The sequence below is a fragment of the Streptomyces sp. MH60 genome (assembly GCF_002939385.1).
Taxonomy (GTDB): domain Bacteria; phylum Actinomycetota; class Actinomycetes; order Streptomycetales; family Streptomycetaceae; genus Streptomyces.
This window is the reverse complement of record NZ_MULI01000033.1, coordinates 14,765-39,699: the sequence shown is the minus strand read 5'-3', so window position 1 is coordinate 39,699 and position 24,935 is coordinate 14,765. Positions and strand designations below refer to the sequence as shown.

At 68.7% G+C, this 24,935-nt stretch carries 21 protein-coding genes; 7 read left to right on the top strand and 14 right to left on the bottom strand.

Going from position 1 to position 24,935, the window contains the following annotated elements; translation table 11 throughout:
• Window positions 1-8: 8 nt before the first annotated feature.
• From trxA to BZZ08_RS20920, 7 genes are all read right to left on the bottom strand, one after another.
• On the bottom strand, window positions 9-341 hold the full coding sequence (gene trxA / locus BZZ08_RS20950) for a thioredoxin (protein WP_003975042.1): 333 nt from the start codon (window positions 339-341) through the stop codon (window positions 9-11).
• Window positions 342-380: 39 nt separating this feature from the next.
• Complete coding sequence (trxB, locus tag BZZ08_RS20945) at window positions 381-1,349, bottom strand: thioredoxin-disulfide reductase (protein ID WP_104633793.1); 969 nt, start codon at window positions 1,347-1,349, stop codon at window positions 381-383.
• A gap of 159 nt (window positions 1,350-1,508) precedes the next feature.
• On the bottom strand, window positions 1,509-2,378 hold the full coding sequence (locus BZZ08_RS20940) for an anti-sigma factor family protein (RefSeq protein ID WP_198601599.1): 870 nt from the start codon (window positions 2,376-2,378) through the stop codon (window positions 1,509-1,511).
• Entirely contained in the window at window positions 2,375-3,100 is a 726-nt protein-coding gene (gene sigM / locus BZZ08_RS20935; RefSeq protein WP_104633791.1) for an RNA polymerase sigma factor SigM, read from the bottom strand. Before sigM ends, BZZ08_RS20940 begins: the two co-directional genes overlap by 4 nt.
• 30 nt (window positions 3,101-3,130) lie before the next feature.
• On the bottom strand, window positions 3,131-4,849 hold the full coding sequence (locus BZZ08_RS20930) for a protein kinase family protein (protein ID WP_104633790.1): 1,719 nt from the start codon (window positions 4,847-4,849) through the stop codon (window positions 3,131-3,133).
• A gap of 139 nt (window positions 4,850-4,988) precedes the next feature.
• A complete protein-coding gene (murJ, locus tag BZZ08_RS20925) occupies window positions 4,989-7,424 on the bottom strand; it encodes a murein biosynthesis integral membrane protein MurJ (protein WP_104633789.1) in 2,436 nt (811 codons plus the stop codon).
• A gap of 44 nt (window positions 7,425-7,468) precedes the next feature.
• The gene (locus tag BZZ08_RS20920; RefSeq protein WP_104633788.1) at window positions 7,469-9,874 is read right to left on the bottom strand and encodes a DUF6049 family protein; all 2,406 of its coding nucleotides are present in this window, start codon (window positions 9,872-9,874) and stop codon (window positions 7,469-7,471) included.
• A gap of 225 nt (window positions 9,875-10,099) precedes the next feature.
• Here BZZ08_RS20920 and BZZ08_RS20915 point away from each other — a divergent pair, with 225 nt between their 5' ends.
• Entirely contained in the window at window positions 10,100-11,545 is a 1,446-nt protein-coding gene (locus BZZ08_RS20915; RefSeq protein WP_104633787.1) for a CCA tRNA nucleotidyltransferase, read from the top strand.
• A 74-nt stretch (window positions 11,546-11,619) separates the two neighbouring features.
• On the opposite strand, the gene BZZ08_RS20910 is transcribed toward BZZ08_RS20915, so the two are convergent.
• The 4 genes from BZZ08_RS20910 to BZZ08_RS20895 form a co-directional block, all read right to left on the bottom strand.
• Window positions 11,620-12,141 (bottom strand): LppU/SCO3897 family protein, encoded by a 522-nt coding sequence (locus BZZ08_RS20910; protein ID WP_241965523.1) that lies wholly within the window; start codon window positions 12,139-12,141, stop codon window positions 11,620-11,622.
• 106 nt (window positions 12,142-12,247) lie between these two features.
• Window positions 12,248-13,525 carry an MFS transporter gene (locus BZZ08_RS20905; RefSeq protein ID WP_104633786.1) on the bottom strand — a complete coding sequence of 426 codons (1,278 nt, stop codon included), beginning with the start codon at window positions 13,523-13,525 and terminating at the stop codon, window positions 12,248-12,250.
• A gap of 79 nt (window positions 13,526-13,604) precedes the next feature.
• Window positions 13,605-14,687 carry an inositol-3-phosphate synthase gene (locus BZZ08_RS20900; RefSeq protein ID WP_104633785.1) on the bottom strand — a complete coding sequence of 361 codons (1,083 nt, stop codon included), beginning with the start codon at window positions 14,685-14,687 and terminating at the stop codon, window positions 13,605-13,607.
• A 44-nt stretch (window positions 14,688-14,731) separates the two neighbouring features.
• Entirely contained in the window at window positions 14,732-15,409 is a 678-nt protein-coding gene (locus BZZ08_RS20895; RefSeq protein WP_104633784.1) for a PadR family transcriptional regulator, read from the bottom strand.
• A gap of 664 nt (window positions 15,410-16,073) precedes the next feature.
• Here BZZ08_RS20895 and BZZ08_RS20885 point away from each other — a divergent pair.
• Both BZZ08_RS20885 and BZZ08_RS20880 read left to right on the top strand, forming a co-directional pair.
• On the top strand, window positions 16,074-18,458 hold the full coding sequence (locus BZZ08_RS20885) for a transglycosylase domain-containing protein (RefSeq protein ID WP_104633783.1): 2,385 nt from the start codon (window positions 16,074-16,076) through the stop codon (window positions 18,456-18,458).
• Window positions 18,459-18,583: 125 nt separating this feature from the next.
• Complete coding sequence (locus BZZ08_RS20880; RefSeq protein ID WP_104633782.1) at window positions 18,584-20,092, top strand: glycosyltransferase family 87 protein; 1,509 nt, start codon at window positions 18,584-18,586, stop codon at window positions 20,090-20,092.
• A 75-nt stretch (window positions 20,093-20,167) separates the two neighbouring features.
• Here the strand turns inward: BZZ08_RS20880 and BZZ08_RS20875 are convergent, their stop codons facing one another.
• From BZZ08_RS20875 to BZZ08_RS20865, 3 genes are all read right to left on the bottom strand, one after another.
• Window positions 20,168-21,199 (bottom strand): alanine racemase, encoded by a 1,032-nt coding sequence (locus BZZ08_RS20875; RefSeq protein WP_104633781.1) that lies wholly within the window; start codon window positions 21,197-21,199, stop codon window positions 20,168-20,170.
• A 61-nt stretch (window positions 21,200-21,260) separates the two neighbouring features.
• Entirely contained in the window at window positions 21,261-22,382 is a 1,122-nt protein-coding gene (gene femX, locus BZZ08_RS20870; protein ID WP_104633780.1) for a peptidoglycan bridge formation glycyltransferase FemX, read from the bottom strand.
• 137 nt (window positions 22,383-22,519) lie between these two features.
• Window positions 22,520-22,825, bottom strand: coding sequence for a hypothetical protein (locus BZZ08_RS20865; protein ID WP_104633779.1), 306 nt, complete (start codon window positions 22,823-22,825; stop codon window positions 22,520-22,522).
• 276 nt (window positions 22,826-23,101) lie between these two features.
• Here BZZ08_RS20865 and rpsF point away from each other — a divergent pair, with 276 nt between their 5' ends.
• The 4 genes from rpsF (at window position 23,102) to rplI (ending at window position 24,815) form a co-directional block, all read left to right on the top strand.
• On the top strand, window positions 23,102-23,392 hold the full coding sequence (rpsF, locus tag BZZ08_RS20860; protein WP_077798159.1) for a 30S ribosomal protein S6: 291 nt from the start codon (window positions 23,102-23,104) through the stop codon (window positions 23,390-23,392).
• Window positions 23,393-23,472: 80 nt separating this feature from the next.
• Entirely contained in the window at window positions 23,473-24,069 is a 597-nt protein-coding gene (locus BZZ08_RS20855; protein WP_104633778.1) for a single-stranded DNA-binding protein, read from the top strand.
• A gap of 44 nt (window positions 24,070-24,113) precedes the next feature.
• Window positions 24,114-24,350, top strand: a complete 237-nt coding sequence (gene rpsR, locus BZZ08_RS20850) for a 30S ribosomal protein S18 (protein ID WP_003949403.1) — start codon at window positions 24,114-24,116, stop codon at window positions 24,348-24,350.
• An 18-nt stretch (window positions 24,351-24,368) separates the two neighbouring features.
• Window positions 24,369-24,815, top strand: a complete 447-nt coding sequence (gene rplI / locus BZZ08_RS20845) for a 50S ribosomal protein L9 (protein WP_104633777.1) — start codon at window positions 24,369-24,371, stop codon at window positions 24,813-24,815.
• Window positions 24,816-24,935 lie beyond the last annotated feature (120 nt).

Sequence of the window (24,935 nt, the reverse complement as noted above, 5' to 3'; positions counted from 1 at the left end):
GTCGATCGTCAGTCGGCGATGAAGTCCTCAAGGTCGCGGACGATCGCGGCCTTCGGCTTCGCACCGACGATGGTCTTGGCGACCTCGCCGCCCTGGTAGACGTTCAGGGTCGGGATAGACATGACGCCGTACTTGGCAGCCGTACCCGGGTTCTCGTCGATGTTCAGCTTGACGATCTCGATCTTGTCGCCGTACTCGGCGGCAATCGCTTCGAGGGACGGCGCGATCTGGCGGCACGGACCGCACCAGGCGGCCCAGAAGTCCACCAGGACGGGCTTGTCGTTCTTGAGGACGTCCTGCTCGAAGGAGTCGTCGGTCACATGCTTCAGGGTGCCGGCCACGGCGGGCTCCTTAAATGGTTGGTGCGGGGGATGGGGTGGTCAGACGGCGGTCTTCTCGGGCTCCGCCTTGTCCTCGTCACTGAGGGCGGCGAGGTAACGCTCGGCGTCGAGAGCGGCGGAGCAGCCGGTGCCCGCAGCGGTGATCGCCTGTCGGTAGGTGTGGTCGACCACGTCACCGGCCCCGAAGACACCCGTCAGGTTGGTGCGGGTCGAGGGCGCGTCGACCTTCAGGTAGCCCTCCGGGTCCAGGTCGAGCTGGCCCTTGAAGAGCTCGGTGCGCGGGTCGTGGCCGATCGCGATGAACAGGCCGGTCACCGGAAGATCAGAGAGTTCGCCGGTCTTGACGTTGCGCAGCTTCAGACCCGCCAGCTTCTGCTCGCCCTGGACCTCGGCGACCTCGCTGTCCCAGACGAACGTGATCTTCGGGTCGGCGAAGGCACGCTCCTGCATCGCCTTGGAGGCGCGCAGGGTGTCCCGGCGGTGGACGATCGTCACGGACTTCGCGAAGCGGGAGAGGAACGTGGCCTCCTCCATCGCGGTGTCGCCTCCGCCGATCACGGCGATGTCCTGGTCCTTGAAGAAGAAGCCGTCACAGGTCGCGCACCAGGAGACACCGCGACCCGACAGTGCGTCCTCGTTCGGCAGGCCGAGCTTGCGGTGCTGAGAACCGGTGGTGACGATGACGGCCTTGGCCCGGTGGACCGTTCCCGCGGTGTCGGTGACGGTCTTGATCTCACCGCTGAGGTCGACGGCCACGACGTCGTCCGGGATCAGCTCGGCACCGAAGCGCTCCGCCTGGGCCCGCATGTTGTCCATGAGCTCGGGGCCCATGATGCCGTCCTGGAAGCCGGGGAAGTTCTCCACCTCGGTGGTGTTCATCAGCGCTCCGCCCGCGGTGACGGCACCCTCGAACACCAGCGGCTTCAGCGACGCTCGCGCGGTGTAGAGCGCCGCCGTGTAGCCGGCGGGCCCGGAGCCGATGATGATCACGTTTCGGACGTCGCTCACGGCTTCATTCCTCGTCTCTGGACTGCGTCTTCAGGGCCGGGTGGAGCTGCACTCGGAACTCTCACCCCACCTAACGGATCCTACGGGGCGCGCATTCCCGCTGTGCCCGGGCACACGGCGTCCGGACCGGGCCACGTGGCGGGGTGGAACGTCCGAACGCTACGGACGTGCGTAGGAGTGCTTCAGAAGGATCTTGGCCTTGCCGACCGCGGGCTGATCCACACACGCCGCCTCGACGATGTAGGCGGTGACCCGGGTGTCGTGGGCGACGTCGGGCAGTACCACCAGCAGTGCTTCCTTGCCCTGGTAGACGCCCGGCTCCGTGGCGATCGCCGCGTCGTCGCGGCCGATCCCGTTCTGGACGCACTCTGGAACGGTCGGCTGCTTGAAGACATGGTTCTCGGTGGTCTCGCCACCGTTCTCGGACTCCATGCCGAAGCTGCGCGGTGTACGGGACCCGTTCTGGGTGCCCCCGTCCGCGATGAGGTTGGTGACCTTGTCCTTGAGTCGGTCCTCGGAGAAGGTGTCCGCGACTGCGGTCTGCTGCTCATGGGCGGTGTTGCCGGAAGGGTTCTCACCAGTGAGGGAGGACACGATGACCGAGCCGATTCCGATGGCGGCCGCGGCGGCCACGGCACCGAGTACAGCGATCCGTCGCCGCCCGCCCCGGCGGCGGTCCTTGCGGCCGGGGCCGGTGGAGGAAGAGCGAGCCTGCCCGACGGGTCGGTCGACCGATGCCGATGTTTCACGTGAAACACGCGCACCGTCGGGGACACCCGGCAGAGTCTCGGCTGCCAGGGCGGCGTCGATACGGGCGGCCACGTCGTCCGGCATGCGGTCGGGGGACGGCAGGGCGCCGAGCAAACCCTGGATCTCCCCCAGCGACGCGTAGACGTCCGCGCAGAGCGCGCAGTTCTCCAGGTGCTGTCGTACGTCGGCGGTCCGTGCGGACGGCAGGATGCCTTCGGCGAGGTCGGCGATCTCCGCGACGTCAGGGTGACCGGTCATGTCTGTCGTCGACGACGTCATGCTCGTCCACCTCCGCCCTTCACTGCGGTTGAATCGCTCGGCCCGGCCTCCGACGGCGTTGCTTCCGACGGTCCTGCTGCGGGTGGGACGGATGCCCCCTGCGTCCGGTTCCGTTCCGAGCCGGGCTTCCTGCCCTCGCCGCTGCCGTCCGGGCGCAGGTGGGTGAGCAGCGGCAGGAGCCGGGCTCTGCCCCGGGCGCACCGGCTCTTGATCGTTCCGGCCGGTACGTCGAGGACACGGGCGGCCTCCGCGACGGGGTAGCCCTGCATGTCGACGAGCACGAGAGCGGCCCGCTGGTCGACCGGCAGCGTGTCCAGGGCCTCCAGCAGCTGGCGGTGCAGATCATTGCGCTCGGCGGGAGCGGAGGCCGACTCGTGCGGCTCCAGAAGCTGCTCCAGGCGCTCGGTGTCGTCGACGGGCGCGGTCTTCCGGGAGGCGGCCTTGCGGACTCGGTCCAGACAGGCGTTCACCGTGATCCGGTGCAGCCAGGTCGTGACGGCCGCCTGTCCGCGGAAGGTGTGCGCGGCCCGGTAGGCGGAGACGAGCGCGTCCTGGACGGCGTCAGCGGCCTCCTCGCGATCCCCCAGCGTCCGCAGGGCCACGGCCCAGAGACGGTCGCGGTGACGCCGCACGAGCTCGCCGAAGGCGTCGGGGTCGCCCTCGACGTGGCGGGCGAGGAGGGCTTGATCGCTGATGCCGTCGTGCGCGGTGTCATCTGCCATCGGCCTCCTCCCCCTTTCCTCGGAGGACCCTCAGCCCTTGAAGGTCACGTCGGTGATCGCCTGCTTGTAGCCGGCACCGCTGTAGCCGTCGGACGGCGCGTTCGGGACGTCGGTCATCCACAGCAGGACGTACCGCGTCTTGACGGGCTTCGACGCCTTCGCCGTGAGTGAGGAGCCGGTCGTGGTGGCACTGGCGATCTCCGTCATGCCGTCGACTCCGGTCGAGGGCGACAGCGAATCGGTGGCATAGAAGTGCACGGTTGTGTGATCGCCTGTGTACCGGAGCCCTATCGACGCCGTCGAGACGTCCTGCGGCGAGCCGAGGTCGTAGACGATGCCGACTCCGGGCTTGTACGGCGCGAGCTTCGGACCATCGGTGTACTTCTTCGTGCGCCAGAAGGTGGAGGCGTCGGCGTCGTAGGTGTTGGTCACGTCCTGCGGCGCCTGGGCGCTGCCGCTGGCGACATACTCCTGGGCTCCCTGAACGCTGATCGGCTTGACCGGACTGGTCTGCTCGTTGTTCTTGTCCCCGCCGTCCACCGTCTGGGTCTGGTTCGGGTTGTCGGCCTTGCCGCCCCGTTCCATGAGGGCGTCCGCGAGCTGCCAGCTGCCGAGGCCGAGCGCGGCGATCAGCAGGGCCGACACGCTCCACTTGAGTGCCTTGCCGGTACGGCTCTGCAGTGGGGGCGGCGGTGTCGGCACGGGCTGGGTGACACCGGGGTGCGGTGCCGGACGGCCGTAGGGGCCCTGCTGGTAGGCCGTGCGCTGGTACTGGGGCGGGGCGGTGTACGCCGGCTCCGGCGGGCGGATGCGCGGCATCTCGCCGATCGCCTTCACCAGTTCTTCCGGCGTGGTGCACGGGGACTCGTGACGGGAAGCGGTGGCGCCGTCGTTGGCGAGCGCTCGCATCGCCAGTTCGGACAGGCCGCGGTGGACACCGGCCCGCACCTGGTCCGGCGGGATCAGCCCGATGTCCTTGGGCAGACCCGCCAGACCGTACGCGTCGCTCTCGTACGGCCAGCGCTGGGTGAGCGTGGCGTACAGCAGGGCGCCGATGGCCTCGGTGTCGGTGCGCTGCGGAGTGTCGGAACTGATGCCGCGCAGTGCGGCGTTGACGGCGAGTCCGCGGATCCGCCACTGGCCCGTCGACGTACGCAGTACCGCGTTGGGGTTCAGGCGCAGATGGGCGAGGCCCTCGCGGTGGGCGGCCGCCATGGCCGACGCCACCTGACTGACCATCTGGTAGGCGTCGTACACCTCCAGCGGCCCGGAGGCGAGGAGCGCGGTCAGCTCGGTGGCATCGGGGAGCCACTCGTGCACGACGTAGACGAGGTCGTTGTCCTCGACGGCATCCAGTACCTGAACGAAGCGGGGGTCGCCGAGCAGGGCGGACGAGCGTGCCGACGCCAGTACGGACCGGGCTCGCGCGTGGTCCGCCGGAAGGAGGTGGACTCCGACGGCGCGGCGCAGCTTCTCGTCGACGGCCCGCCAGCTGCTGAAGCCGTCCAGACGGGTGACGCACTCTTCGAGACGGTAGCGTCTGGCGAGCTTGTGCCCGCTGTGCAGTTCGGGAGGCGAGGCCTTGCCGGATTCCTCGCTCGTGGGGTTCCCCTGTGCCTCGTCGCTGTCCGTGTCCCGCTCCCGGTTGTTGGCCACCCCGTCGGCCGTGGACTGGTCCGCCTGTGCGGTCAGCGGCTCATCGCCGCTGTTGTCTGCCACGTCGACGGCAGCTGTGCTCCGTTCCGCCACCGTCGTTCCTGCCTCCCCATTCCGTGCGCGTCGGCCGACTCCCGATCCGCGCGTCCGACGCCGAACCCAATTGTGCCCACAGTCCGCCGCTATGCACGACACACGGCGGCGGACGATGGTTGTGCGCCTACCCCGGCTCTCAGCGTCCCAGGCGTCCGCGCACCATGCCGACCAGAGAGTTGACTTCCTCGATGCGCATGCGGCGGGCGGCGACGAAGAAGACACCGAAGAGGAGCACTCCGCCGGCCAGCAGCGCGGCGAACGAACCCACGACGCCCTGGCCGAGCTCGCGGCTGATCGCGTAGCAGGCGGCGCCACCGAGCAGGGCGGCCGGGACGGACGCGATGCACAGCCGGGCGTAGGTCCGCAGCACCCGGGCGCCGTCCAGGTCCCCGCCGAGCCGCGTGCGCAGCCTGCGCCAGGCGATGCCCACGCCGATCACATAGGCCAAGCCGTAGCTGGCCGCCATGCCGACGACGGCCCAGCGGGAGGGCAGCAGGAGGTAACACAGGCCCGAGGCGGCGGCGTTGACCACGGCCACGATGACGGTGTTGTAGAAGGGCGTCCGGGTGTCCTCGTAGGCGTAGAAGGCGCGCAGGACGACGTACTGCACGGAGTACGGGATGAGACCGAGGCCGAAGGCCATCAGCATGTAGCCCATGTTGGTGGCCGCGCCCGTGCCCGAGGACCCGAAGATCAGCGTGCACATCGGGATGCCGAGTGCGACGAAGCCGAAGGAGACCGGCACGATGGCGACGGCAGTCGTGCGCAAGCCCTGCGAGATGTCGTCGCGAACTGCTCCCCCGTCCTCCTCGGACGCCGAGCGGGAGATGCGGGGGAGCAGGGCAGCCATCAGTGAGACGGTGATGATGGCCTGCGGCAGGCCCCAGATGAGCTGGGCGTTGGCGTAGGCGCTGTAACCGGTGCCGGCGAGGTCGGTGTCCGTGACCGACGCCGTGGCGAGCTGGATGACGACCAGGGCGCCCGCCTGGTTGGCGAGGACGAACAGGATCGTCCACTTGGCGAGCATCGCGGCCTTGCCGAGCCCGTGGCCCCTCCAGTCGAATCGCAGCCGGAGCCTGAACCCGGTCTCGCGCAGGTACGGGATCATCGCCAGGGCCTGGACGACGAGGCCGAGCAGGATGCCGATGCCCAGGAGCTGCTTGCCCTCCGGCGGGATGGTCGCGACCGTCATCCCGGAGTCGGCGGCCGTGCCGTAGACCCAGAGGAACATACCGAGGGTCACGATGATGACGATGTTGTTCAGGACCGGGGTCCACATCATCGCGCCGAACCGTCCACGGGCGTTGAGGATCTGCCCCATCACGACGTGGACGCCCATGAAGAAGATGGACGGCAGGAAGTACCGGGTGAAGGTGACGGCCGTCTCGTTGGCCGCGGGGTCCGAGGCGACCGGGTTCGACAGCGCGCGCACCAGCAGTGGTGCCGCCAGCATGCCCAGCGCGGTGAGGAGGCCGAGGGCCACCATGACCAGGGTCAGCAGTCGGTTGGCGTAGGCCTCGCCACCGTCGTCGTCGTCCTTCATGGCGCGGACGAGCTGGGGAACGAAGACCGAGTTGAGGCCGCCGCCGACGGTGAGGATGTAGATCATCGTCGGCAGCTGGTAGGCGATCTGGAAGGACTCGCCCAGCAGGGCGAGGCCCAGTGCGGAAACGATCATCGCGGACCGGACGAACCCGGTCAGCCGCGACACCATCGTGCCCGCCGCCATCACGGCGCTCGACTTCAGCAGGCCACCCGCGCGCCCGCCCTTCTTGGGCGCGGCCGGGGCGGCCGCAGGGGCGGGCTCGGGCTCCTGAAGGGGTGCCTCGGCCGCCTCGGGCGTGGGTGCCACCGCGTACTGGCCGGGCGCGGGCGCCGCGTGCTGTCCGTGCGCCGCGGGGCTCCCGTACTGTCCCTGCGCCGGGGCGGGACCGCCGTACTGTCCGTGCGCCGGAGTGTTCCCGTACTGGCCGGGACCCTGCTGCCCGCCGTACGGTCCCGGGGCCGGCGTCGTGCCGTACTGACCCGGCCCCGCCCCACCGCCGTACGGTCCCGGCTCCGGGGCCGGGGCGGGCACGGCCGCCTGGTCGTCGTACGAGGGGTGGCCGCCGCCCTGCTGCTGGTCGCGGAAGAGGTGCGCGAAGGCGTCCGGCTCGTGACGCTGGTCACCGGCCTGGCCGACCAGGTCGTCGACGCCCACGAACTGGGTGGTCCGCGGATCGTCGCCGTACGGCAGGTACTGCGTCGGCCCCTCCGGTTCGGGGGCCGGGGTCGGGGCCCAGACACGGGGGTCGGGGGCGTAGGGCGACTGCGAGGGCTGGGAGTACAGCGGCTGCTGCGGCGGGTAGGTGCCCGGGGGCGGAGGGGGATGCGCGGCGCGGTCGTAGAGCGCCTCGGAGACCGGGTCCTGGGCGGAGAGGTCCTGCGCCCGGTAGGGGTCCTGGTCGTAGGCGTCCTGGAGGTACATGTCCGGCTGCTGCGGTGGCGTCTGTCCGGGGTCCGGCGGCGGGCCCTGGGGGTGACCCGAGCCGTCCACGGCCTGACCGCGGTCACCGTCGTACGGCGCGTTCATGGTTACCCCACCTCATCGTCCCGGGCCGACCGGCCACGACATCCTCAACGGTCCACTCTCTCACCCGTGCCGGACGGGTCGGTGCTTTCCGCTGCGGTGTCCGGTGTCGGGTCACTCGGCTGCTCGGGGTCACCTGCGCGGGCCGGCGCCGCGGACTCCTCCGTGAGACGTCCTTCGGGGCCCTCCGGGTTCTCCGGGCCGTTCTCGGAGTTCTCCGACGCCTCCGGCTCCTCGGAGTCGCCCTCCTCGCCCCTCTCGGCGGCGCGGGCCGCGGCACGCTTGCGCTGCGTGTACATCCGGAACCCGGCGAGGACGAGCAGCAGGACGCCGCCGCCGATGACGAGCATCACGGTGGCCGTGATCTCGGTGACCTTCACGTCGAAGGTCACCGCTTCGCCGTACGGCCGCCCGTCCTTCGTGTACAGCTGGGCGATCACCGTCGCCCGGCCGTTGGCCTTGGCCGACGTGGTGAACTTCACCGACTGGCTGTGGCCGCCGGAGACCGAGATCGGCTGCTCCTCGTAGTCCGCGCCGTCGATCTCGAGGCGGGTCGGATTCGTCGAGGTGAGCCGCAGGACCAAGGGGCCGACGTCCTGCACGAGGTTGTTCTGCACCGTGACCGGGATCGTGGCGCTGCGGCCGGAGAGCTTCGTCTCCGACTTGTCGATCAGTCTGACCCGGCCCGCCAGCCCGTCGAGGTACGACTTCACTCCGGCGCGGAACGACTTCGCCTCGGCGGCCCGGCCGCGCCAGGACACGGACATCTCCCGGTTGAGGGCGCGTCCGAAGGGGGTCACCACCCGGGACGGGTCCGAGAGCACGACCTTGAAGCTGTCCAACGAGTCCTGCGTCCGCGCGCTCTCCACGAAGGCCGACCGGGGCAGCTCCTTCTTGCGCAGCGCCGACGGGTAGGAGGAGGTCCCCGGAACCGCGGTGGTGGCGTCCGGGTCCGGCTTGGCCGCGGAGGCCGCCGCCAGCTTCTGGGACTGGGACCAGGTGCCGCTCTGGAGGGCCCGCAGCGCCTCGGCCATCGCGCGGGCCTGGCTGCCGGAGGGCATGCGCTGCGGGGCGATGACGACGCTGCGCTGCTTGTCGGTCTGGAGCCCCAGGCCGAGGCTCTGGGCGAGGAAACGCTGCACGGCGAGCGTGGAGGCGGACGCGCTCGTCAGGTCGCCCTCGAAGGCCGTGGACATCCGGGCGTCCGCCACGACGGCCGTGGTGCCGCCGCCGATGGGACGGGCGGCGGACGGTGTGTAGGACAGGCCGTTGGTCTCCTGGAGGCTGTCGCTGCGCGCGATCACCTTGTCGGCACCCGCCGAGGTGGCGACCTTGACGATCGACCGGTCGACGGCGCCGTCCACGGGCCAGGCGAAGTCGGTGTTGGGCTTCACATGGAGGATCGGCTCGACCGTGTTGTCGACGACGTCCGTCGCGTCCTTGAGCTGACTCAGCGAGCCGGTGACGTCCGTGCCGTTGTGGGCCAGGGACGCCAGGTCGGGGTCGGCGAAGGGGAGGGCGACGACCTCCTTGTCGGCCACCGCGTCCTGCAGGTCGGCGAGCCACTGCTTGGCGACCGTCTGGTGGGTGCCGGCGGTGGTCTTGTCCCCGTTCCGGACGCGGTAGCTGCCCGTCATCGCGTCGACGGACGCCAGCAGGTCCGGGTCGACCACCCAGGTGACGTCGAGGTCCTTGCCCAGCGTCACCATCTGGTTCAGACGGCCGCCGGGGGAGATCTCCTTCGCCAGGTCGTTGTTGAGGAAGACCGGGGTCTGCTCCTCGTTCGGTCCCGTTTCGGCGGCCATGTGCGTCGTCGAGACGAGCGGCCACAGCGCCGTGGTCTTGGTCCTGGTGTCGGCATCGTCGGGCTGCCACGGCAGGAAGGTCCGCTGGATGCCGAGGATCTGCTCCCACGGCTGCGCGGAGGTCTCACCGGACAGCGAGACGGCGAATTCGTAGACACCGTCGTTGCCGAGGTTCAGGTCGTCGACCGGCACGGAGATGTTGAAGTGTTCGGCGACACCGGGGGTGAGCTCGGAGAACTTCTCGGTGTACTTGTTGTCGATCTCCGGGGAGATGGACCCCTGGAGATCGTCGCTGTCCTTGGCGATCGCGTCGACCGAGGAGCGGGTGTCGACCGGCGGGCCCACGCGCAGGCCCACATGGGCGTCGGTGACGGTCCGCTTGCCGTGGTTGGTCACGGTGCCCGACACGGTGACCGTGTCCCCGTCCGTGGGCGCGGAGGGGGTGAGCGAGTCAACGGCCACGGCCACCGAGCCCGAGTCGGAGTCGGCCAGGGCGGCTGTCGCCTCCTCGGCGTGCGCCGACCCGGCGGCGGGCAGCTGGACCAGGCCGGCCAGCAGCGGCGCCCCGGCGAGCAGTGCCGTGGTGCGCCGCAGCCACCGGCGGGCAGGTGAGGCACTGGTCCCCTGGAAGTCTGCCGCCTCGGCCACGCGCTCGCCCGTCCCTCGTCGTGATCAGTGGTCGTCGGAATGTGCGTCCACGCATGGTAACGATGTGCGGCGAGGGGAAGTGCCGCGGAGTACGCCACAAGATCCGCGGCCGGGCCGGGCTTCCCGCTATGTGCGCCTATAAAGGGAGCGGTACGGAAGCGGGGGATTCGGTACGCGTCTTATGGAGGCGCCTGTCTCCGCGCGGGCCACGTACCCTGTTCTGTTGTGCCGAACGCCAACGAAGTCAGCCCCAGCGCCCTGAGCCAGGAGCAGCACCGCACGGTGAGTGAGCCGCTGCGGATCGCCCCTGTCGCCGACGATCTCGCCCGCCGCTTCCAGGAGGCCGGGTTCTCGCTCGCCCTGGTCGGCGGTTCGGTCCGGGACGCCTTGCTCGGGCGGCTCGGCAACGACCTGGACTTCACGACCGACGCACGCCCCCAGGACGTACTGAAGATCATGCGTCCCTGGGCGGACGCGGTCTGGGAGGTCGGGATCGCCTTCGGCACGGTCGGGGGACAGAAGGACGGCTGGCAGATCGAGGTGACCACCTACCGGTCGGAGGCGTACGACCGCACCTCGCGGAAGCCCGAGGTGTCCTACGGCGACTCCATCGAGGAGGACCTCGTCCGGCGTGACTTCACGGTGAACGCGATGGCCGTCGCGCTCCCGGAGAAGGCGTTCATCGACCCGTACGGCGGTCTCGACGACCTCGCGTCCCGCGTTCTGCGTACTCCCGGGACCCCCGAGGACTCGTTCTCGGACGACCCGCTCCGGATGATGCGGGCCGCGCGCTTCGCCGCTCAGCTCGACTTCGAGGTGGCGCCGGAGGTCGTCAAGGCCATGCACGACATGGCCGGGCGCATCGACATCGTCTCCGCCGAGCGGGTCCGTGAGGAGCTGAACAAGCTCATCCTCTCCTCCCACCCGCGTAAGGGCCTGAGCCTGCTGGTGGAGACGGGCCTCGCCGCGCGGGTCCTGCCCGAGCTGCCGGCCCTGCGTCTGGAGCGTGACGAGCACCACCGGCACAAGGACGTCTACGACCACACACTCATCGTCCTGGAGCAGGCGATGGCGCTGGAGAGCGAGGGGCCCGACCTGACCCTCCGCCTGGCCGCCCTGCTGCACGACATCGGCAAGCCGCGCACTCGCCGCTTCGAAAACGACGGCAGGGTCTCGTTCCACCACCACGAGGTGGTCGGGGCGAAGATGACGAAGAAGCGCATGATCGCGCTCAAGTACTCCAACGAGCTGGTGAAGGACGTCTCACGCCTGGTCGAGCTGCATCTGCGCTTCCATGGCTACGGCACGGGTGAGTGGACGGACTCCGCGGTCCGCCGCTATGTCCGGGACGCGGGACCGCTGCTCGACCGTCTCCACAAGCTGACGCGGTCGGACTGCACGACGCGCAACAAGCGCAAGGCGGCGGCTCTCTCCCGTGCGTACGACGGCCTGGAGAAACGGATCGCGCAGCTTCAGCAGCAGGAGGAGCTGGACTCGATCCGCCCGGACCTGGACGGCAACCAGATCATGGAGATCCTCGGCATCCGCCCTGGGCCGGCCGTCGGGCAGGCGTACAAGCACATGCTGGAGCTTCGTCTGGAGAACGGGCCGATGACGCACGACGCGGCGGTGGCGGCGCTCAAGGAGTGGTGGGCCGATCAGGAGTCGTGACCCGAAGGTGACGGACAGACGAAGGGGCGATGTTTCACGTGAAACATCGCCCCTTCGCGGTGGGAGACCGCGCCCTACTTGTCCTTCAGGCAGAGCAGGAAGTCGCTGCCGCTGCCACTCTCGGTGTACGAGTACTGGAAGTCCTTGGCTGCTTCCGAGCACTTGCTCTCCGCAGTGAGGGCGGAGAAGGATCCTTCAATCTTGGCCAGCACCACGTACTTGGCCTTCGCGTCGCCGCAGTCCACGACCTCAAGGTCCGGATCGGTGTCGCTGGTGCTGCCGCGCTGCATGCAATCGCCAACCGCGGCCGTGTCGGCGTCGTCCCGACTGGCGATGTAACCGCCGACCGCGACACCCACGACGACCACCGCGATGACGATGTTCTTGATCGTCTTGAAGCTCAGCTTGCGGCGGGCCGGCTGCGGCGGCACAGGGGCGTACGGCGCACCCTGCTGCGGAAAGCCGGGCTGGCCGGCCTGCTGCGGGAAGCCCGGCTGCTGCCCCTGGGCGTAGGGGTTCTGCCCCTGAGGCTGCTGCGGAGCCTGCGGCTGGTTCTGCGCGAACGGGTTGCCCTGAGGCGGCGGCTGGGTGGTCACTGGGGGTCCCCCTGAAATAGGTGCGTGTCGCGGACATGCCGCGAGATAAGACGCACGTAAGCTACCGGGTCCCAGTGACAACTCTGTAGTCCGGTGAGGCTCTGTGTCACTGATGTGACACTCGTCGGCTCTCAAACCGGGCCATAGCTGCCGCAACCACTCCGTAGATCACGCAGACCGTCATGACCAGCGGTACCGACCGGCCGTCGGGCGGCAGCATGAGGGCGGCCACCCCGGCCGCGCCGACGAAGGCCACGTTGAACAGCACGTCGTAGACGGAGAAGATCCGTCCGCGGAAGGTGTCGTCGACCGAGGACTGCACGACCGTGTCGGTCGCGATCTTCGCCCCCTGTGTGATCAGGCCCAGCACGAACGCGGCGGCGAGCAGGGGCGCCGTGGCGAACGGCAGGCCCAGCGCCGGTACCAGCACGGTGGCGACCGTCGCGCACACGGCCATCCAGAGACCGGGCCCCAGCCGTCCCGCCGCCCAGGGGGTGACCACCGCGGCCGCGAAGAAGCCCGCTCCGGACACCCCCAGCGCCAGCCCCAGCAGGGCGAGCCCCTCCTCCGTCTCCGAGGTCAGGGAGTACCGGCACAGCATCAGCAGCATGACCAGCAGGGCGCCGTAGCAGAACCGCATCAGCGTCATGGCCGCGAGCGCCCAGGCCGCTTCCCGGCGGGCGGGTGCGGCGAGATGACGTACGCCCGCCACCAGGTCGCGGGCCGTGCCGGTGAGCGCCGAGGTCAGCCTGGGCGGTACGCGTGCCGGGTCGGGACCCAGCAGGTCCACGGCGATCCGCAGCGACGCCAGTGCTCCGCACAGGTAGAGGCCGGCGCCGAGCAGCACCACGGCGGCGTCGGAGTCCGAGACCACGAGGCGTACGACGAAGGCGAGGCCGCCACCCGCGGTGGCGGCCAGGGTGCCGGCCGTCGGGGAGAGCGAGTTGGCGATCACCAGGCGTTCGGCGTCGACCACCCGGGGCAGCGCGGCGGACAGGCCCGCGAGGACGAAGCGGTTGACGGCCGTGACGCAGAGGGCCGAGACGTAGAAGAGCCAGTCGGGGACGGAGGCGATCATCAGCACCGCGGTCACCGAGGCCAGCACGGCGCGCAACAGGTTGCCGTAGAGGAAGACCTGGCGGCGGCGCCAGCGGTCGAGGAGGACCCCGGCGAAGGGACCCACCAGGGAGTATGGAAGCAGCAGCACCGCCATCGCGGAGGCGATCGCGGCGGGCGAGGTCTGTTTCTCCGGGGAGAAGACGACGTAGGTGGCGAGCGCGACCTGGTAGACACCGTCGGCCCCCTGGGAGAGCAGACGAACGGCGAGCAGGCGCCGAAACCCCTTCAGACGCAGCAGGACGCGCAGGTCACGGACGACGGCCATGGGGCACAGCCTCACATACGGGAAAGGTCCCCGGGTCATGCGACCCGGGGACCCTCGGCAGACCGGGGTCAGCGACTGCTCAGCGCTCGACCTCGCCCGCGATGAACTTCTCGACGTTGACGCGGGCCTCGTCGTCGAAGTACTGGACCGGCGGGGACTTCATGAAGTAGCTCGACGCCGACAGGATCGGGCCGCCGATGCCGCGGTCCTTGGCGATCTTCGCGGCGCGCAGGGCGTCGATGATGACACCGGCCGAGTTCGGGGAGTCCCAGACCTCGAGCTTGTACTCCAGGTTCAGCGGGACGTCACCGAAGGCGCGGCCCTCGAGGCGGACGTAGGCCCACTTGCGGTCGTCCAGCCAGGCGACGTAGTCGGACGGGCCGATGTGGACGTTGTCCGCACCCAGGTCGCGGTCGGGGATCTGGGAGGTGACGGCCTGCGTCTTGGAGATCTTCTTGGACTCCAGGCGCTCGCGCTCGAGCATGTTCTTGAAGTCCATGTTGCCGCCGACGTTCAGCTGCATCGTGCGGTCCAGGACGACGCCCCGGTCCTCGAACAGCTTCGCCATGACGCGGTGCGTGATGGTGGCGCCGACCTGCGACTTGATGTCGTCGCCGACGATCGGGACGCCGGCCTCGGTGAACTTGTCCGCCCACTCCTTGGTGCCGGCGATGAAGACCGGGAGGGCGTTGACGAAGGCGACCTTGGCGTCGATGGCGCACTGGGCGTAGTACTTCGCCGCGACCTCGGAACCGACGGGCAGGTAGCAGACGAGCACGTCGACCTGCTTGTCCTTGAGGACCTGCACGATGTCGACCGGCGCCTCGGCGGACTCCTCGATGGTCTGGCGGTAGTACTTGCCGAGACCGTCGTGCGTGTGGCCGCGCTGGACCTGGACGCCGGTGTTCGGCACGTCGCAGATCTTGATGGTGTTGTTCTCGGAGGCGCCGATGGCGTCCGCGAGGTCCAGGCCGACCTTCTTGGCGTCCACGTCGAAGGCGGCGACGAACTCGATGTCACTGACGTGGTAGTCGCCGAACTGGACGTGCATCAGGCCGGGGACCTTGGCCGCCGGGTCGGCGTCCTTGTAGTACTCGACGCCCTGCACCAGCGATGCGGCGCAGTTGCCCACACCGACGATGGCTACGCGAACCGAACCCATTCCGGTTGCTCCCTGTGTGTACGAGTGAGGCCCTGACTGGGCGCTCACGTGGCGGTGTCGCCGGGCGTATCCGGCCGGGGGTCGTCCCCCGGCCGGGGCAGGCCGCCCGTCGCTCCATATGTCGTGTCCTGTTGAGCGGCCCCCTCGGCGGCGGAACCCCTCAGGTCCCGCCCCGCCCGCTCGCTCTCGATGAGCTCGTTCAGCCAGCGCACTTCGCGCTCCACGGACTCCATTCCATGGCGCTGCAGCTCAAGCGTGTAGTCGTCGAGTCGCTCCCGGGTGCGGGCCAGTGAGGACCGCATCTTCTCCAGGCGCTCCTCCAGCCGGCTGCGCCGGCCCTCGAGCACGCGCATGCGTACGTCTCGTGACGTCTGGCCGAAGAACGCGAAGCGAGCGGCGAAGGTCTCGTCCTCGTACGCGTCCGGGCCCGTCTGGGAGAGGAGCTGCTCGAAATGTTCCTTACCGTCGGCCGTCAACCGGTAGACGATCTTGGCGCGGCGTCCCGTGAGGGAAGCGGCGGCCTCGCCGACGTTCCCCGGTTCCTCGATCAACCAGCCGTTGGCGACCAGCGTCTTGAGGCAGGGGTAGAGCGTCCCGTAGCTGAACGCCCGGAACACACCCAGTGACGTGTTGAGCCGTTTACGCAGCTCGTAGCCGTGCATCGGGGACTCGCGGAGCAGGCCGAGTACGGCGAACTCGAGGATGCCGGATCTCCGGCTCATCGTCGCCTCCTCTCGCCCTTATGCCGCGCTGATGTATCGAGTCGATACATCAGCACGATAGAACGAGCTTCCGCGTGCGACAAGGGGGGAACTGGTGAACGGGATCACATCAGGGTTTCATCGCGAGCAAGTTGCCTGATTTGAGGTGAACTTCGGGCCGCGGGGGTTTTGACGGTGCGTAGTGTGTGCGCCATGCAAACCACCGGGAACCAAGTGACGTCTGGGGGCGTCCCTGTCCCCGGTGCAGTACGGGTGAATGCGGAAGGGGCCGCATCCGTACTTCGGGGGGACCGGAAACCAGCCGCCTTTACCAGGCGCGCAAAGGTGCGCCTGCCCGAGGAGTAGTCGTTCGATGAGCGAGCACCGTCGCAAACCGCCGCAGCCGCAGGGAGGCGGACGTGCCGCGGCCCGACGCGGTCAGTCCGGCTCGTCCTCCGGCCGCCGTGCGGCACCGCGAGGCGCCACAGAGTCTCCGTCCGGCTCGTACGGTCCGGAGAACGAGGAGCGTGCGTACGGGAGCCGGGCCGAGGCCCGGCGCGCGGCACAGCGGAGCGGGGGTGGCCGTCGCAGAGCGGCCGAGCCGGGCCGCGGTGGCCGACGTGGGGCACCCGGCGGCCCAGCAGGGCCCGGACGAGGACGCGCCGCGGCGCCCGGCAAGAAGCGGATGATCGACTACCCGCGCCACGACAAGGACGGGTGGCACCGCTGGGTGCCGTCCTGGAGGCTCGTCTCCGGGCTGTGCATCGCCTTCATCGGCTGCCTGGTCGGTGCCGCCGGCCTCGCGTACGCCATGGTGAGCGTCCCGGTCGTCGACGATTCCGCCAAGGCGCAGAACAACGTCTACTACTGGGCCGACAACACCCAGATGGTGGCCACGGGCGGTGACCGCAACCGCCAGAACGTCAATCTCTCGCAGATCCCGAAGGCGATGCGCAACGCCGTCATCTCGCAGGAGAACAAGACGTTCTACACCGACAGCGGCATCGATCCCAAGGGCATCGCCCGCGCCGTGTTCAACATGGCCAAGGGCGGTGAGACGCAGGGTGGCTCCACCATCACCCAGCAGTACGTGAAGAACGCGATGCTCAACGACCAGTCGCAGACGATCTCCCGCAAGGTCAAGGAGATCTTCGTCTCGATCAAGGTCGGTACCGACGTCTCCAAGGACGACATCCTCGAGGGCTACCTGAACTCCGCCTACTACGGCCGCGGCGCCTACGGCGTCCAGGCGGCCGCACGGGCGTACTTCAACGTCGACGCCGTCGACCTCAACCCGGGGCAGTGCGCCTTCTTGTCATCGGTGCTCAAGGGCGCCACCTACTACGACCCGGCGGGTTCGATCGGGATCGACCCGGCGGCCACGCCCGAGGCCAACAAGAAGCGGGCCCTCTCCCAGATGCAGGACACCCTCGACAAGATGGTGGAGTACGGGCATCTGAGCCAGACGGAACGGGCCAAGTACACCGAGCTCCCCACCACGCAGAACCCGCAGTCGAACGCGAATCTGGGCGGTCAGATCGGCTACCTCGTCAGGCTCGCCAAGGCCTCCGTGGTCAGGAGCGGCGAGGTGACGGAGCAGCAGCTGGAGAAGGGCGGCTACTCGATCTACACGACCTTCGAGAAGAAGAAGGTCGACGAGCTCGAGAAGGCGGTCAAGAAGGTCTACAAGGAGAAGATCGACCCCAAGAAGCGCCCCAAGACGGACACTCACGTCCAGTTCGGCGGCGCCTCGATCGACACCCAAACCGGGGCCATCAAGGCCATCTACGGCGGTGAGGACGCCACCAAGCACTTCACCAACAACGCCGACGTGACCGGTGCCCAGGTCGGTTCGACGTTCAAGCCGTTCGTGCTCGCGGCCGCGATGAAGTGGGGTGTGCGGGACCCGGACCTCGGTCCGGTCCAGGCCCAGGACGAGCGGACCGTCGTCTCCCCGAAGAGCCTCTACAGCGGCAAGAACGACCTCAAGATCAATAACTATGACGGGTCGATCTGGGAGAACGAGAAGGGCGAGCAGTGGCGTCAGGAGAACGACGGTCAGGACGACGTCGGTGATCCGCCGGACTACAAGATCGACCTCCGTGAGGCGATGCGGGAGTCGGTGAACTCCGCCTTCGTGCAGCTCGGCATGGACGTCGGCCTGGACAAGGTGAAGGAGTCCGCCGTGGACGCGGGGCTCCTGGAGGACAGCCTGGCCGGCTCCGGCTATCCGTCCTTCTCCATCGGTGTCTCGGACCCGAGCGCCATCCGCATGGCGGGCGCGTACGCCACCTTCGCGGACAGCGGCAAGCAGCGCGAGCCGTACTCCGTCACGAAGGTGACGAGCAAGGACGGCACGATCTACACGCACAAGGTCGAGGAGAAGCAGGCGTTCACGGCGAAGGTCGCGGACAACGTGACGGACGTCCTGAAGACCGTCGTCGAGAAGGGAACGGGCTCCAACGCCCAACTGCCCGGTCGTGAGGTGGCCGGCAAGACGGGTACCACCGACGGCAACAAGTCCGCTTGGTTCGTCGGCTACACCCCGCAGCTGTCGACCGCGATCAGCATGTACCGCTACCCGGACGACGAGACCATCAAGGACCGCACGTTCCTGGAGATGTTCGGGACCGGTGGCGAGAAGAAGATCCACGGTGCCTCCTTCCCGTCCACGATCTGGCAGGACTACATGTCCGATGCGGTCAAGGGCATGAAGGTGGAGAAGTTCCCGAAGCCGGAGCCCATCGGCGAGGTCATCAACGACACCCCGTCGCCGACCCCCACGCCCTCCCCCTCCCCCTCTGCTTCCGAGACCGAGGAGACCAGCCCGTCGCCGTCGCCGTCGCCCAGTGACACAGGGCCCAGTCCTTCACCTTCCGTGACCGAGACCTGCGGTGTCTGGGACTGGAACTGCGAGGACGGGAGCAACGCCGGCAACGGCAACGGGGGCAATGGCCCAGGCGGCTCGGAGGGAAGCCAAACGCCTTCACCCTCGGCCAGCGAGACGGAGGGAGACGGTGACAGCAATGGAAACAGCCGGGGCAACAGCATCTTGGGCCCGAACGGCTAGCTTGTTCCGGAGTCGCCGATAATGGGTGTTTCACGTGAAACACCCGCAAGTTTCACGTGAAACAGGGGCCGCCGCATCCTTGAGGGTGCGGCGGCCCCGGCGTGTTCCCAGGCGCGTACGGCAGGATGTGCCCCATGCCCAGTGCAGAATCAACGCCAGCGAGCGTGCACGAGCCGGACCCGGTGCGGCCGACCAGGGAGGACCCGGTCGCCGCAGCAGGCAGCGAGCTGATCGGCGGTCCGATGGGCCGACGCGCTCTGCTCGGGAACTCCTGGTGGACCCCCGTGCGGGTGATCGCACTCGTGGCGATCGGCATGTTCGCCCTGGGACTGGTCCAGAAGGCGCCCTGTTACAACGGTGCGTGGTTCTTCGGAGCCAGTTCCCAGTACACGCACGCGTGCTACTCGGACATCCCGCACCTCTACCAGGGCCGCGGGTTCGTCGATGGGCTCGTGCCGTACTTCGACAAGCTCCCCGGCGACATGGAGTACCTGGAGTACCCCGTCCTGACCGGCCTGTTCATGGAGGTCGCGTCCTGGCTCACGCCGGGCAGCGGCACCATTCAGGACCAGGAGCAGTGGTACTGGATGGTCAACGCCGGGATGCTCATGGTCTGCGCGGTCGTGATCGCCATCTGCGTGACCCGCACGCACGCGCGGCGCCCCTGGGACGGTCTGCTGGTCGCTCTGGCCCCTGCCTTCGCGCTGACGGCCACCGTCAACTGGGACCTGTTGGCGGTCGCCCTGACGGCCGCCGCCGTCCTCATGTGGTCCCGGGAGCGTCCGCTGGCCTTCGGCGTGCTGCTGGGCCTGGCCACGGCAGCCAAGCTCTATCCCTTCCTGATCCTCGGCCCCCTGCTCGTCCTGTGCTGGCGCGCGGGCAAATGGCGGGCGTTCGGAACAGCGCTGGGAGGCGCGGCCGGCGCCTGGCTCGTGGTGAACCTGCCGGTGATGCTCTATGCCTTCGACGGCTGGTCGAAGTTCTATACGTTCAGTCAGGAACGGGGCGTGGACTTCGGGTCCTTCTGGCTGATCCTGGGCCAGAACTCCGACAACCCGCTCAGCACCGAGACGGTCAACACCCTCGCCACGCTTCTCATGCTGCTGTGCTGCGGTGCCGTCGCGGCACTCACACTGACCGCGCCCCGGCGGCCGCGGTTCGCCCAGCTCGCCTTCCTGATCGTCGCGGCGTTCATCCTCACCAACAAGGTCTACTCACCGCAGTACGTGCTCTGGTTGGTGCCGCTGGCCGCGCTGGCCCGGCCGAAGTGGCGGGACTTCCTGATCTGGCAGGCGTGCGAGGTGGCCTACTTCCTCGGCATCTGGATGTACCTCGCGTACACGACCAGCGGCGACGCCCACAAGGGTCTGCCGACGGACGGCTACCACTGGGCCATCGGCCTGCACCTGCTGGGAACGCTGTTCTTCTGCGCCATGGTGGTGCGCGACATCCTGATGCCGGACAGGGACCCGGTCCGGCGGACGGGTGACGACGACCCGTCGGGCGGTGTGCTGGACGGCGCGGAGGACGTCTTCGTCCTGGGCCCCGCGGCTCGGCCCGAGCAGCCCGCGGACCACTTCGAAGGGCCGCAGGTGTACTGGGGCAAGGGCCGTCAGCCGAACGGGTCGCTCTGAGTGAACGCGTGAGAGGCCGTACACGAGGATCACGAAGACGTCGTGTACGGCCTTCTCGCGGGTACGGCCCGCTCGCTAGCGATCGAGGATGCGGTCGAACTGCGTGGTGGTGTGCCGCAGATGGGCCACCAGCTCATCACCCACCTTGGGTTCCGACGCGTCCGAGGGCACGAACAGGATCGACACCTGCATGTGCGGTGGTTCCGCGAACCAGCGCTGCTTGCCGCTCCAGACGAACGGCGAGAGATTCCGGTTGACCGTGGCGAGGCCGGCCCGGGCGACACCCTTGGCGCGCGGCATGACGCCGTGCAGCGCCTTCGGGGCCTCCAGCCCCACCCCGTGCGACGTACCGCCCGCCACGACCACCAGGAAGCCGTCCGAGGCTGCCTTCTGCTGCCGGTAACCGAAACGCTCGCCCTTGGTGACACGCGTGACGTCCAGGACCGCGCCGCGGTACTCGGTGGCCTCGTGGTCCCCCAGCCACAGCCGGGTGCCGATCCGGGCGCGGAAGCGGGTCTGCGGGAACTGCTGCTGGAGCCGAGCCAGTTCGTCGGCCTTGAGATGGCTGACGAACATGGTGTGCAGCGGCAGCCGGGCCGCGCGCAGCCGGTCCATCCAGCCGATGACCTCCTCGACGGCGTCCGAGCCGTCGGTACGGTCCAGCGGCAGGTGGATGGCGAAGCCCTCCAGCCGGACGTTCTCTATGGCGGCGTGCAACTGCGGCAGGTCCTGCTCGCTGATGCCGTGCCGCTTCATCGAGGACATCACCTCGATGACCACGCGTGCGCCCACCAGGCCGTACACGCCGTCGATGGAGGACACCGAGCGCACGACCCGGTCGGGCAGCGGTACGGGTTCCTCACCGCGCCGGTACGGCGTCAGGACCAGCAGGTCACCGCCGAAGAAGTCCTTGATGCGGGCGGCCTCGTAGGTGGTGCCGACGGCCAGCACGTCCGAGCCCAGCCGCGTGGCCTCCTCCGCCAGCCGCTCGTGGCCGAATCCGTAGCCGTTGCCCTTGCAGACCGGGACCAGCCCGGGGAACTGCTCCTGCACGTGCTTGTGGTGCGCCCGCCAGCGCGCGGTGTCGACGTAGAGCGTGAGCGCCATGGCCGGACCTGGAACCTTTCTCGTGGCTGTCAGAGGTGCGGATCGGGGATGGGCTGTGCGGTCAGCGGCGCGACATGTAGATGTCGAGCGCCTTGTGGAGCAGCTTGTTCAGCGGGAAGTCCCACTCGCCGAGGTACTCGGCAGCCTGACCGCCCGTACCCACCTTGAACTGGATCAGGCCGAAGAGGTGGTCGCTCTCGTCCAACGAGTCGGAGATGCCGCGCAGGTCGTAGACGGTGGCGCCCAGGGCGTAGGAGTCGCGGAGCATGGCCCACTGCATGGCGTTCGACGGCCGGACCTCGCGGCCGATGTTGTCGGAGGCGCCGTAGGAGTACCAGACGTGCCCGCCGACGACCAGCATGGTCGCCGCCGACAGGTTCACCCCGTTGTGCCGGGCGAAGTACAGCCGCATGCGGTTGGGGTCCTCGTTGTTGAGGGCCGCCCACATGCGCTGGAAGTACGACAGCGGACGCGGCCGGAAGTGGTCGCGCACGGCCGTGATCTCGTACAGGCGCTGCCACTCCTCGAGGTCGTGATAGCCACCCTGGACGACCTCGACACCGGCCTTCTCGGCCTTCTTGATGTTGCGGCGCCACAGCTGGTTGAAGTTCTTGTGGACGTCTTCCAGGGAGCGGTTGGCCAGCGGCACCTGGAAGACGTAGCGGGGCTGCACGTCACCGAAGCCGGCGCCGCCGTCCTCGCCCTGCTGCCAGCCCATGCGGCGCAGCTTGTCGGCCACCTCGAAGGCGCGCGGCTCGATGTGGTCCGCCTCTATGTCCCGCAGGCGCTTGACGTCGGGGTCCTGGATGCCCTTCTTGATGGACGTCGCGTCCCAGCGCCGGATGATCACCGGCGGGCCCATCTTCACGGAGAAGGCGCCCTGCCGCTTGAGGTGCGCCAGCATCGGCTCCATCCAGTCCTGGAGGTTCGGCGCGAACCAGTTGATGACCGGGCCCTCGGGCAGGTAGGCGAGGTAACGCTTGATCTTGGGCAGCTGCCGGTAGAGGACGAGACCCACACCGACCAGCTCACCGGTCCGGTCGTCGAACCAGCCGAGGTTCTCCGAGCGCCACTCCGCCTTGACGTCCGCCCATGCCGGGACCTGCATGTGACTCGCCGCCGGCAGACTCTGGATGTACGCCAGATGCTGCTCGCGACTGATGGTCCTCAGGGTCAGGCTCATTCGGGGCGCTCCTCGGGCTGGTGTGTCCCCATGGGTACAGGGGCTCCGGCTCTCGCGCGAAGCCTACTGCGCCCTGTGAGCGCCCCGTCCGGCGTACGGCCGGAAGGGCTTGTCCGGCGGGCGGCCGGCGGCGTGGATCAGCCGACGAGCCCGCCGTGGTAGATGCCGAAGAACAGACCGATTGCGGAGGCGCCGAGTCCCAGTACCAGGCCGAAGCGCTCCCGTGTCGTCTCGGACACGTACTGACCGTATCCGCCGGTCAGTACACCGAGCAGCCCCGCCCAGGAGGTCAGGACGTGCAGTCCACGGAAGCTCGCGGTGGCCAGGGCAAGCACGCCCAGCACCACGGTCACGGCCAGGAGCGCGTCCTGGAGAGGGTGTCGTTTGCCGTCGGTGGCCAGTAGGCCGGTCCGGGGCCTGGCGGGTCGCATGATCTGTGCCATGGAGAACCTCCTGCCGAAGGGCAGTGTGTTTTAGCCCTCACATCCCTGACTACCGATTGTGTCCCCTCGGGGCCGGATTTCAACCGCAGGGCGACAGCCGGGTACGCTGTACCTTCCGCACCGGTGTCTGTTGCCGGCCACGACCGGGCCACCTCCTCGGAGGAGGCCCGATTGTCAGTGGGTCCTGGTTTACTCGTTGATGCCGGTGCGAACGCATCGCAACCCTCCTGCCACGGAACGACCGTGGCCGTTGAGTCCAAAGGAGGTGGGTTCCACATGCGTCACTACGAGGTGATGGTCATCCTCGACCCCGATCTCGAGGAGCGCGCTGTCTCCCCGCTGATCGAGAACTTCCTCTCTGTCGTCCGTGACGGCGGCGGAAAGGTCGAGAAGGTCGACACCTGGGGCCGTCGTCGTCTCTCGTACGAGATCAAGAAGAAGCCCGAGGGTATCTACTCGGTCATCGACCTGCAGGCCGAGCCTGCGGTTGTCAAGGAGCTCGACCGCCAGATGAACCTGAACGAGTCGGTCCTCCGGACCAAGGTCCTCCGTCCCGAGATGCACTGAGCCTTCCCGCTCAGCTGATCCCGGGATTCGAGTAGCAGCAACCAAGCAGCCAGAGCAGCAAACCCGCCGAGAGGTTCCCCATGGCAGGCGAGACCGTCATCACGGTCGTCGGCAATCTTGTCGACGACCCCGAGCTGCGCTTCACCCCGTCCGGTGCGGCCGTCGCGAAGTTCCGCGTCGCGTCGACTCCCCGCACCTTCGACCGCCAGACGAACGAGTGGAAGGACGGCGAGAGCCTGTTCCTCACCTGCTCGGTCTGGCGTCAGGCGGCGGAGAACGTCGCCGAGTCGCTCCAGCGAGGCATGCGCGTCATCGTGCAGGGCCGGCTGAAGCAGCGGTCCTACGAGGACCGTGAGGGCGTCAAGCGCACGGTCTACGAGCTGGACGTCGACGAGGTCGGCGCCAGCCTGCGCAATGCCACGGCCAAGGTCACCAAGACCTCGGGCCAGGGCCGCGGAGGTCAGGGCGGTTACGGCGGCGGTGGCGGCCAGGGTGGCGGCGGCTGGGGCGGCGGCTCCGGTGGCGGCCAGCAGGGCGGCGGCGCTCCGGCCGACGACCCCTGGGCGACCGGTGGTGCTCCCGCCGGTGGCCAGCAGGGCGGTGGCGGCCAGGGTGGCGGCGGCTGGGGCGGCGGCTCCGGCGGCGGTGGCGGCTACTCGGACGAGCCCCCCTTCTAAGGGAACGGGCTACCCACACTTCTTGATCACACAGGAGAAACATCATGGCTAAGCCGCCTGTGCGCAAGCCGAAGAAGAAGGTCTGCGCATTCTGCAAGGACAAGGTCACGTACGTGGACTACAAGGACACGAACATGCTGCGGAAGTTCATTTCCGACCGCGGCAAGATCCGTGCCCGCCGCGTGACCGGCAACTGCACCCAGCACCAGCGTGACGTCGCCACGGCCGTGAAGAACAGCCGTGAGATGGCGCTGCTGCCCTACACCTCCACCGCGCGATAAGGGAAGGGTGACCGAAACATGAAGATCATCCTCACCCACGAGGTCACTGGCCTCGGTGCCGCGGGCGACGTCGTCGACGTCAAGGACGGTTACGCTCGCAACTACCTGATCCCGCGGAAGTTCGCGATCCGCTGGACCAAGGGTGGCGAGAAGGACGTCGAGCAGATCCGTCGCGCTCGCAAGATCCACGAGATCCAGACCATCGAGCAGGCCAACCAGGTGAAGGCCCAGCTCGAGGGTGTGAAGGTCCGTCTGGCCGTCCGCTCCGGCGACGCCGGTCGTCTCTTCGGCTCCGTCACCCCGGCCGACGTCGCTTCGGCGATCAAGGCCGCCGGTGGTCCCGAGGTCGACAAGCGCCGCATCGAGCTGGGTTCGCCGATCAAGACCCTGGGCGCCCACGTGACGTCCGTGCGTCTGCACCCCGAGGTTGACGCCAAGGTCAGCATCGAGGTCGTCGCTGCCTGAGCACTGCTCTCGCTGAAGCGATGAGAGGGGCCGCATCTCCCGTCGGGGATGCGGCCCCTCTTCATGACCGTGCTCGTGGCCGTGTTTGTTCGCAGCCGTGTTTCACGTGGAACGTCCCCC

Coding starts and splice junctions, on each gene's coding strand:
- BZZ08_RS20865 (WP_104633779.1), bottom strand. CDS start 22,825: ATGGCACAGATCATGCGACCCGCCAGGCCCCGGACCGGCCTACTGGCC.
- murJ (WP_104633789.1), bottom strand. CDS start 7,424: ATGAACGCGCCGTACGACGGTGACCGCGGTCAGGCCGTGGACGGCTCG.
- BZZ08_RS20885 (WP_104633783.1), top strand. CDS start 16,074: ATGATCGACTACCCGCGCCACGACAAGGACGGGTGGCACCGCTGGGTG.
- BZZ08_RS20855 (WP_104633778.1), top strand. CDS start 23,473: ATGGCAGGCGAGACCGTCATCACGGTCGTCGGCAATCTTGTCGACGAC.
- BZZ08_RS20905 (WP_104633786.1), bottom strand. CDS start 13,525: ATGGCCGTCGTCCGTGACCTGCGCGTCCTGCTGCGTCTGAAGGGGTTT.
- femX (WP_104633780.1), bottom strand. CDS start 22,382: ATGAGCCTGACCCTGAGGACCATCAGTCGCGAGCAGCATCTGGCGTAC.
- sigM (WP_104633791.1), bottom strand. CDS start 3,100: ATGGCAGATGACACCGCGCACGACGGCATCAGCGATCAAGCCCTCCTC.
- rplI (WP_104633777.1), top strand. CDS start 24,369: ATGAAGATCATCCTCACCCACGAGGTCACTGGCCTCGGTGCCGCGGGC.
- BZZ08_RS20940 (WP_198601599.1), bottom strand. CDS start 2,378: ATGACGTCGTCGACGACAGACATGACCGGTCACCCTGACGTCGCGGAG.
- BZZ08_RS20875 (WP_104633781.1), bottom strand. CDS start 21,199: ATGGCGCTCACGCTCTACGTCGACACCGCGCGCTGGCGGGCGCACCAC.
- rpsR (WP_003949403.1), top strand. CDS start 24,114: ATGGCTAAGCCGCCTGTGCGCAAGCCGAAGAAGAAGGTCTGCGCATTC.
- BZZ08_RS20900 (WP_104633785.1), bottom strand. CDS start 14,687: ATGGGTTCGGTTCGCGTAGCCATCGTCGGTGTGGGCAACTGCGCCGCA.
- BZZ08_RS20895 (WP_104633784.1), bottom strand. CDS start 15,409: ATGAGCCGGAGATCCGGCATCCTCGAGTTCGCCGTACTCGGCCTGCTC.
- BZZ08_RS20880 (WP_104633782.1), top strand. CDS start 18,584: ATGTGCCCCATGCCCAGTGCAGAATCAACGCCAGCGAGCGTGCACGAG.
- rpsF (WP_077798159.1), top strand. CDS start 23,102: ATGCGTCACTACGAGGTGATGGTCATCCTCGACCCCGATCTCGAGGAG.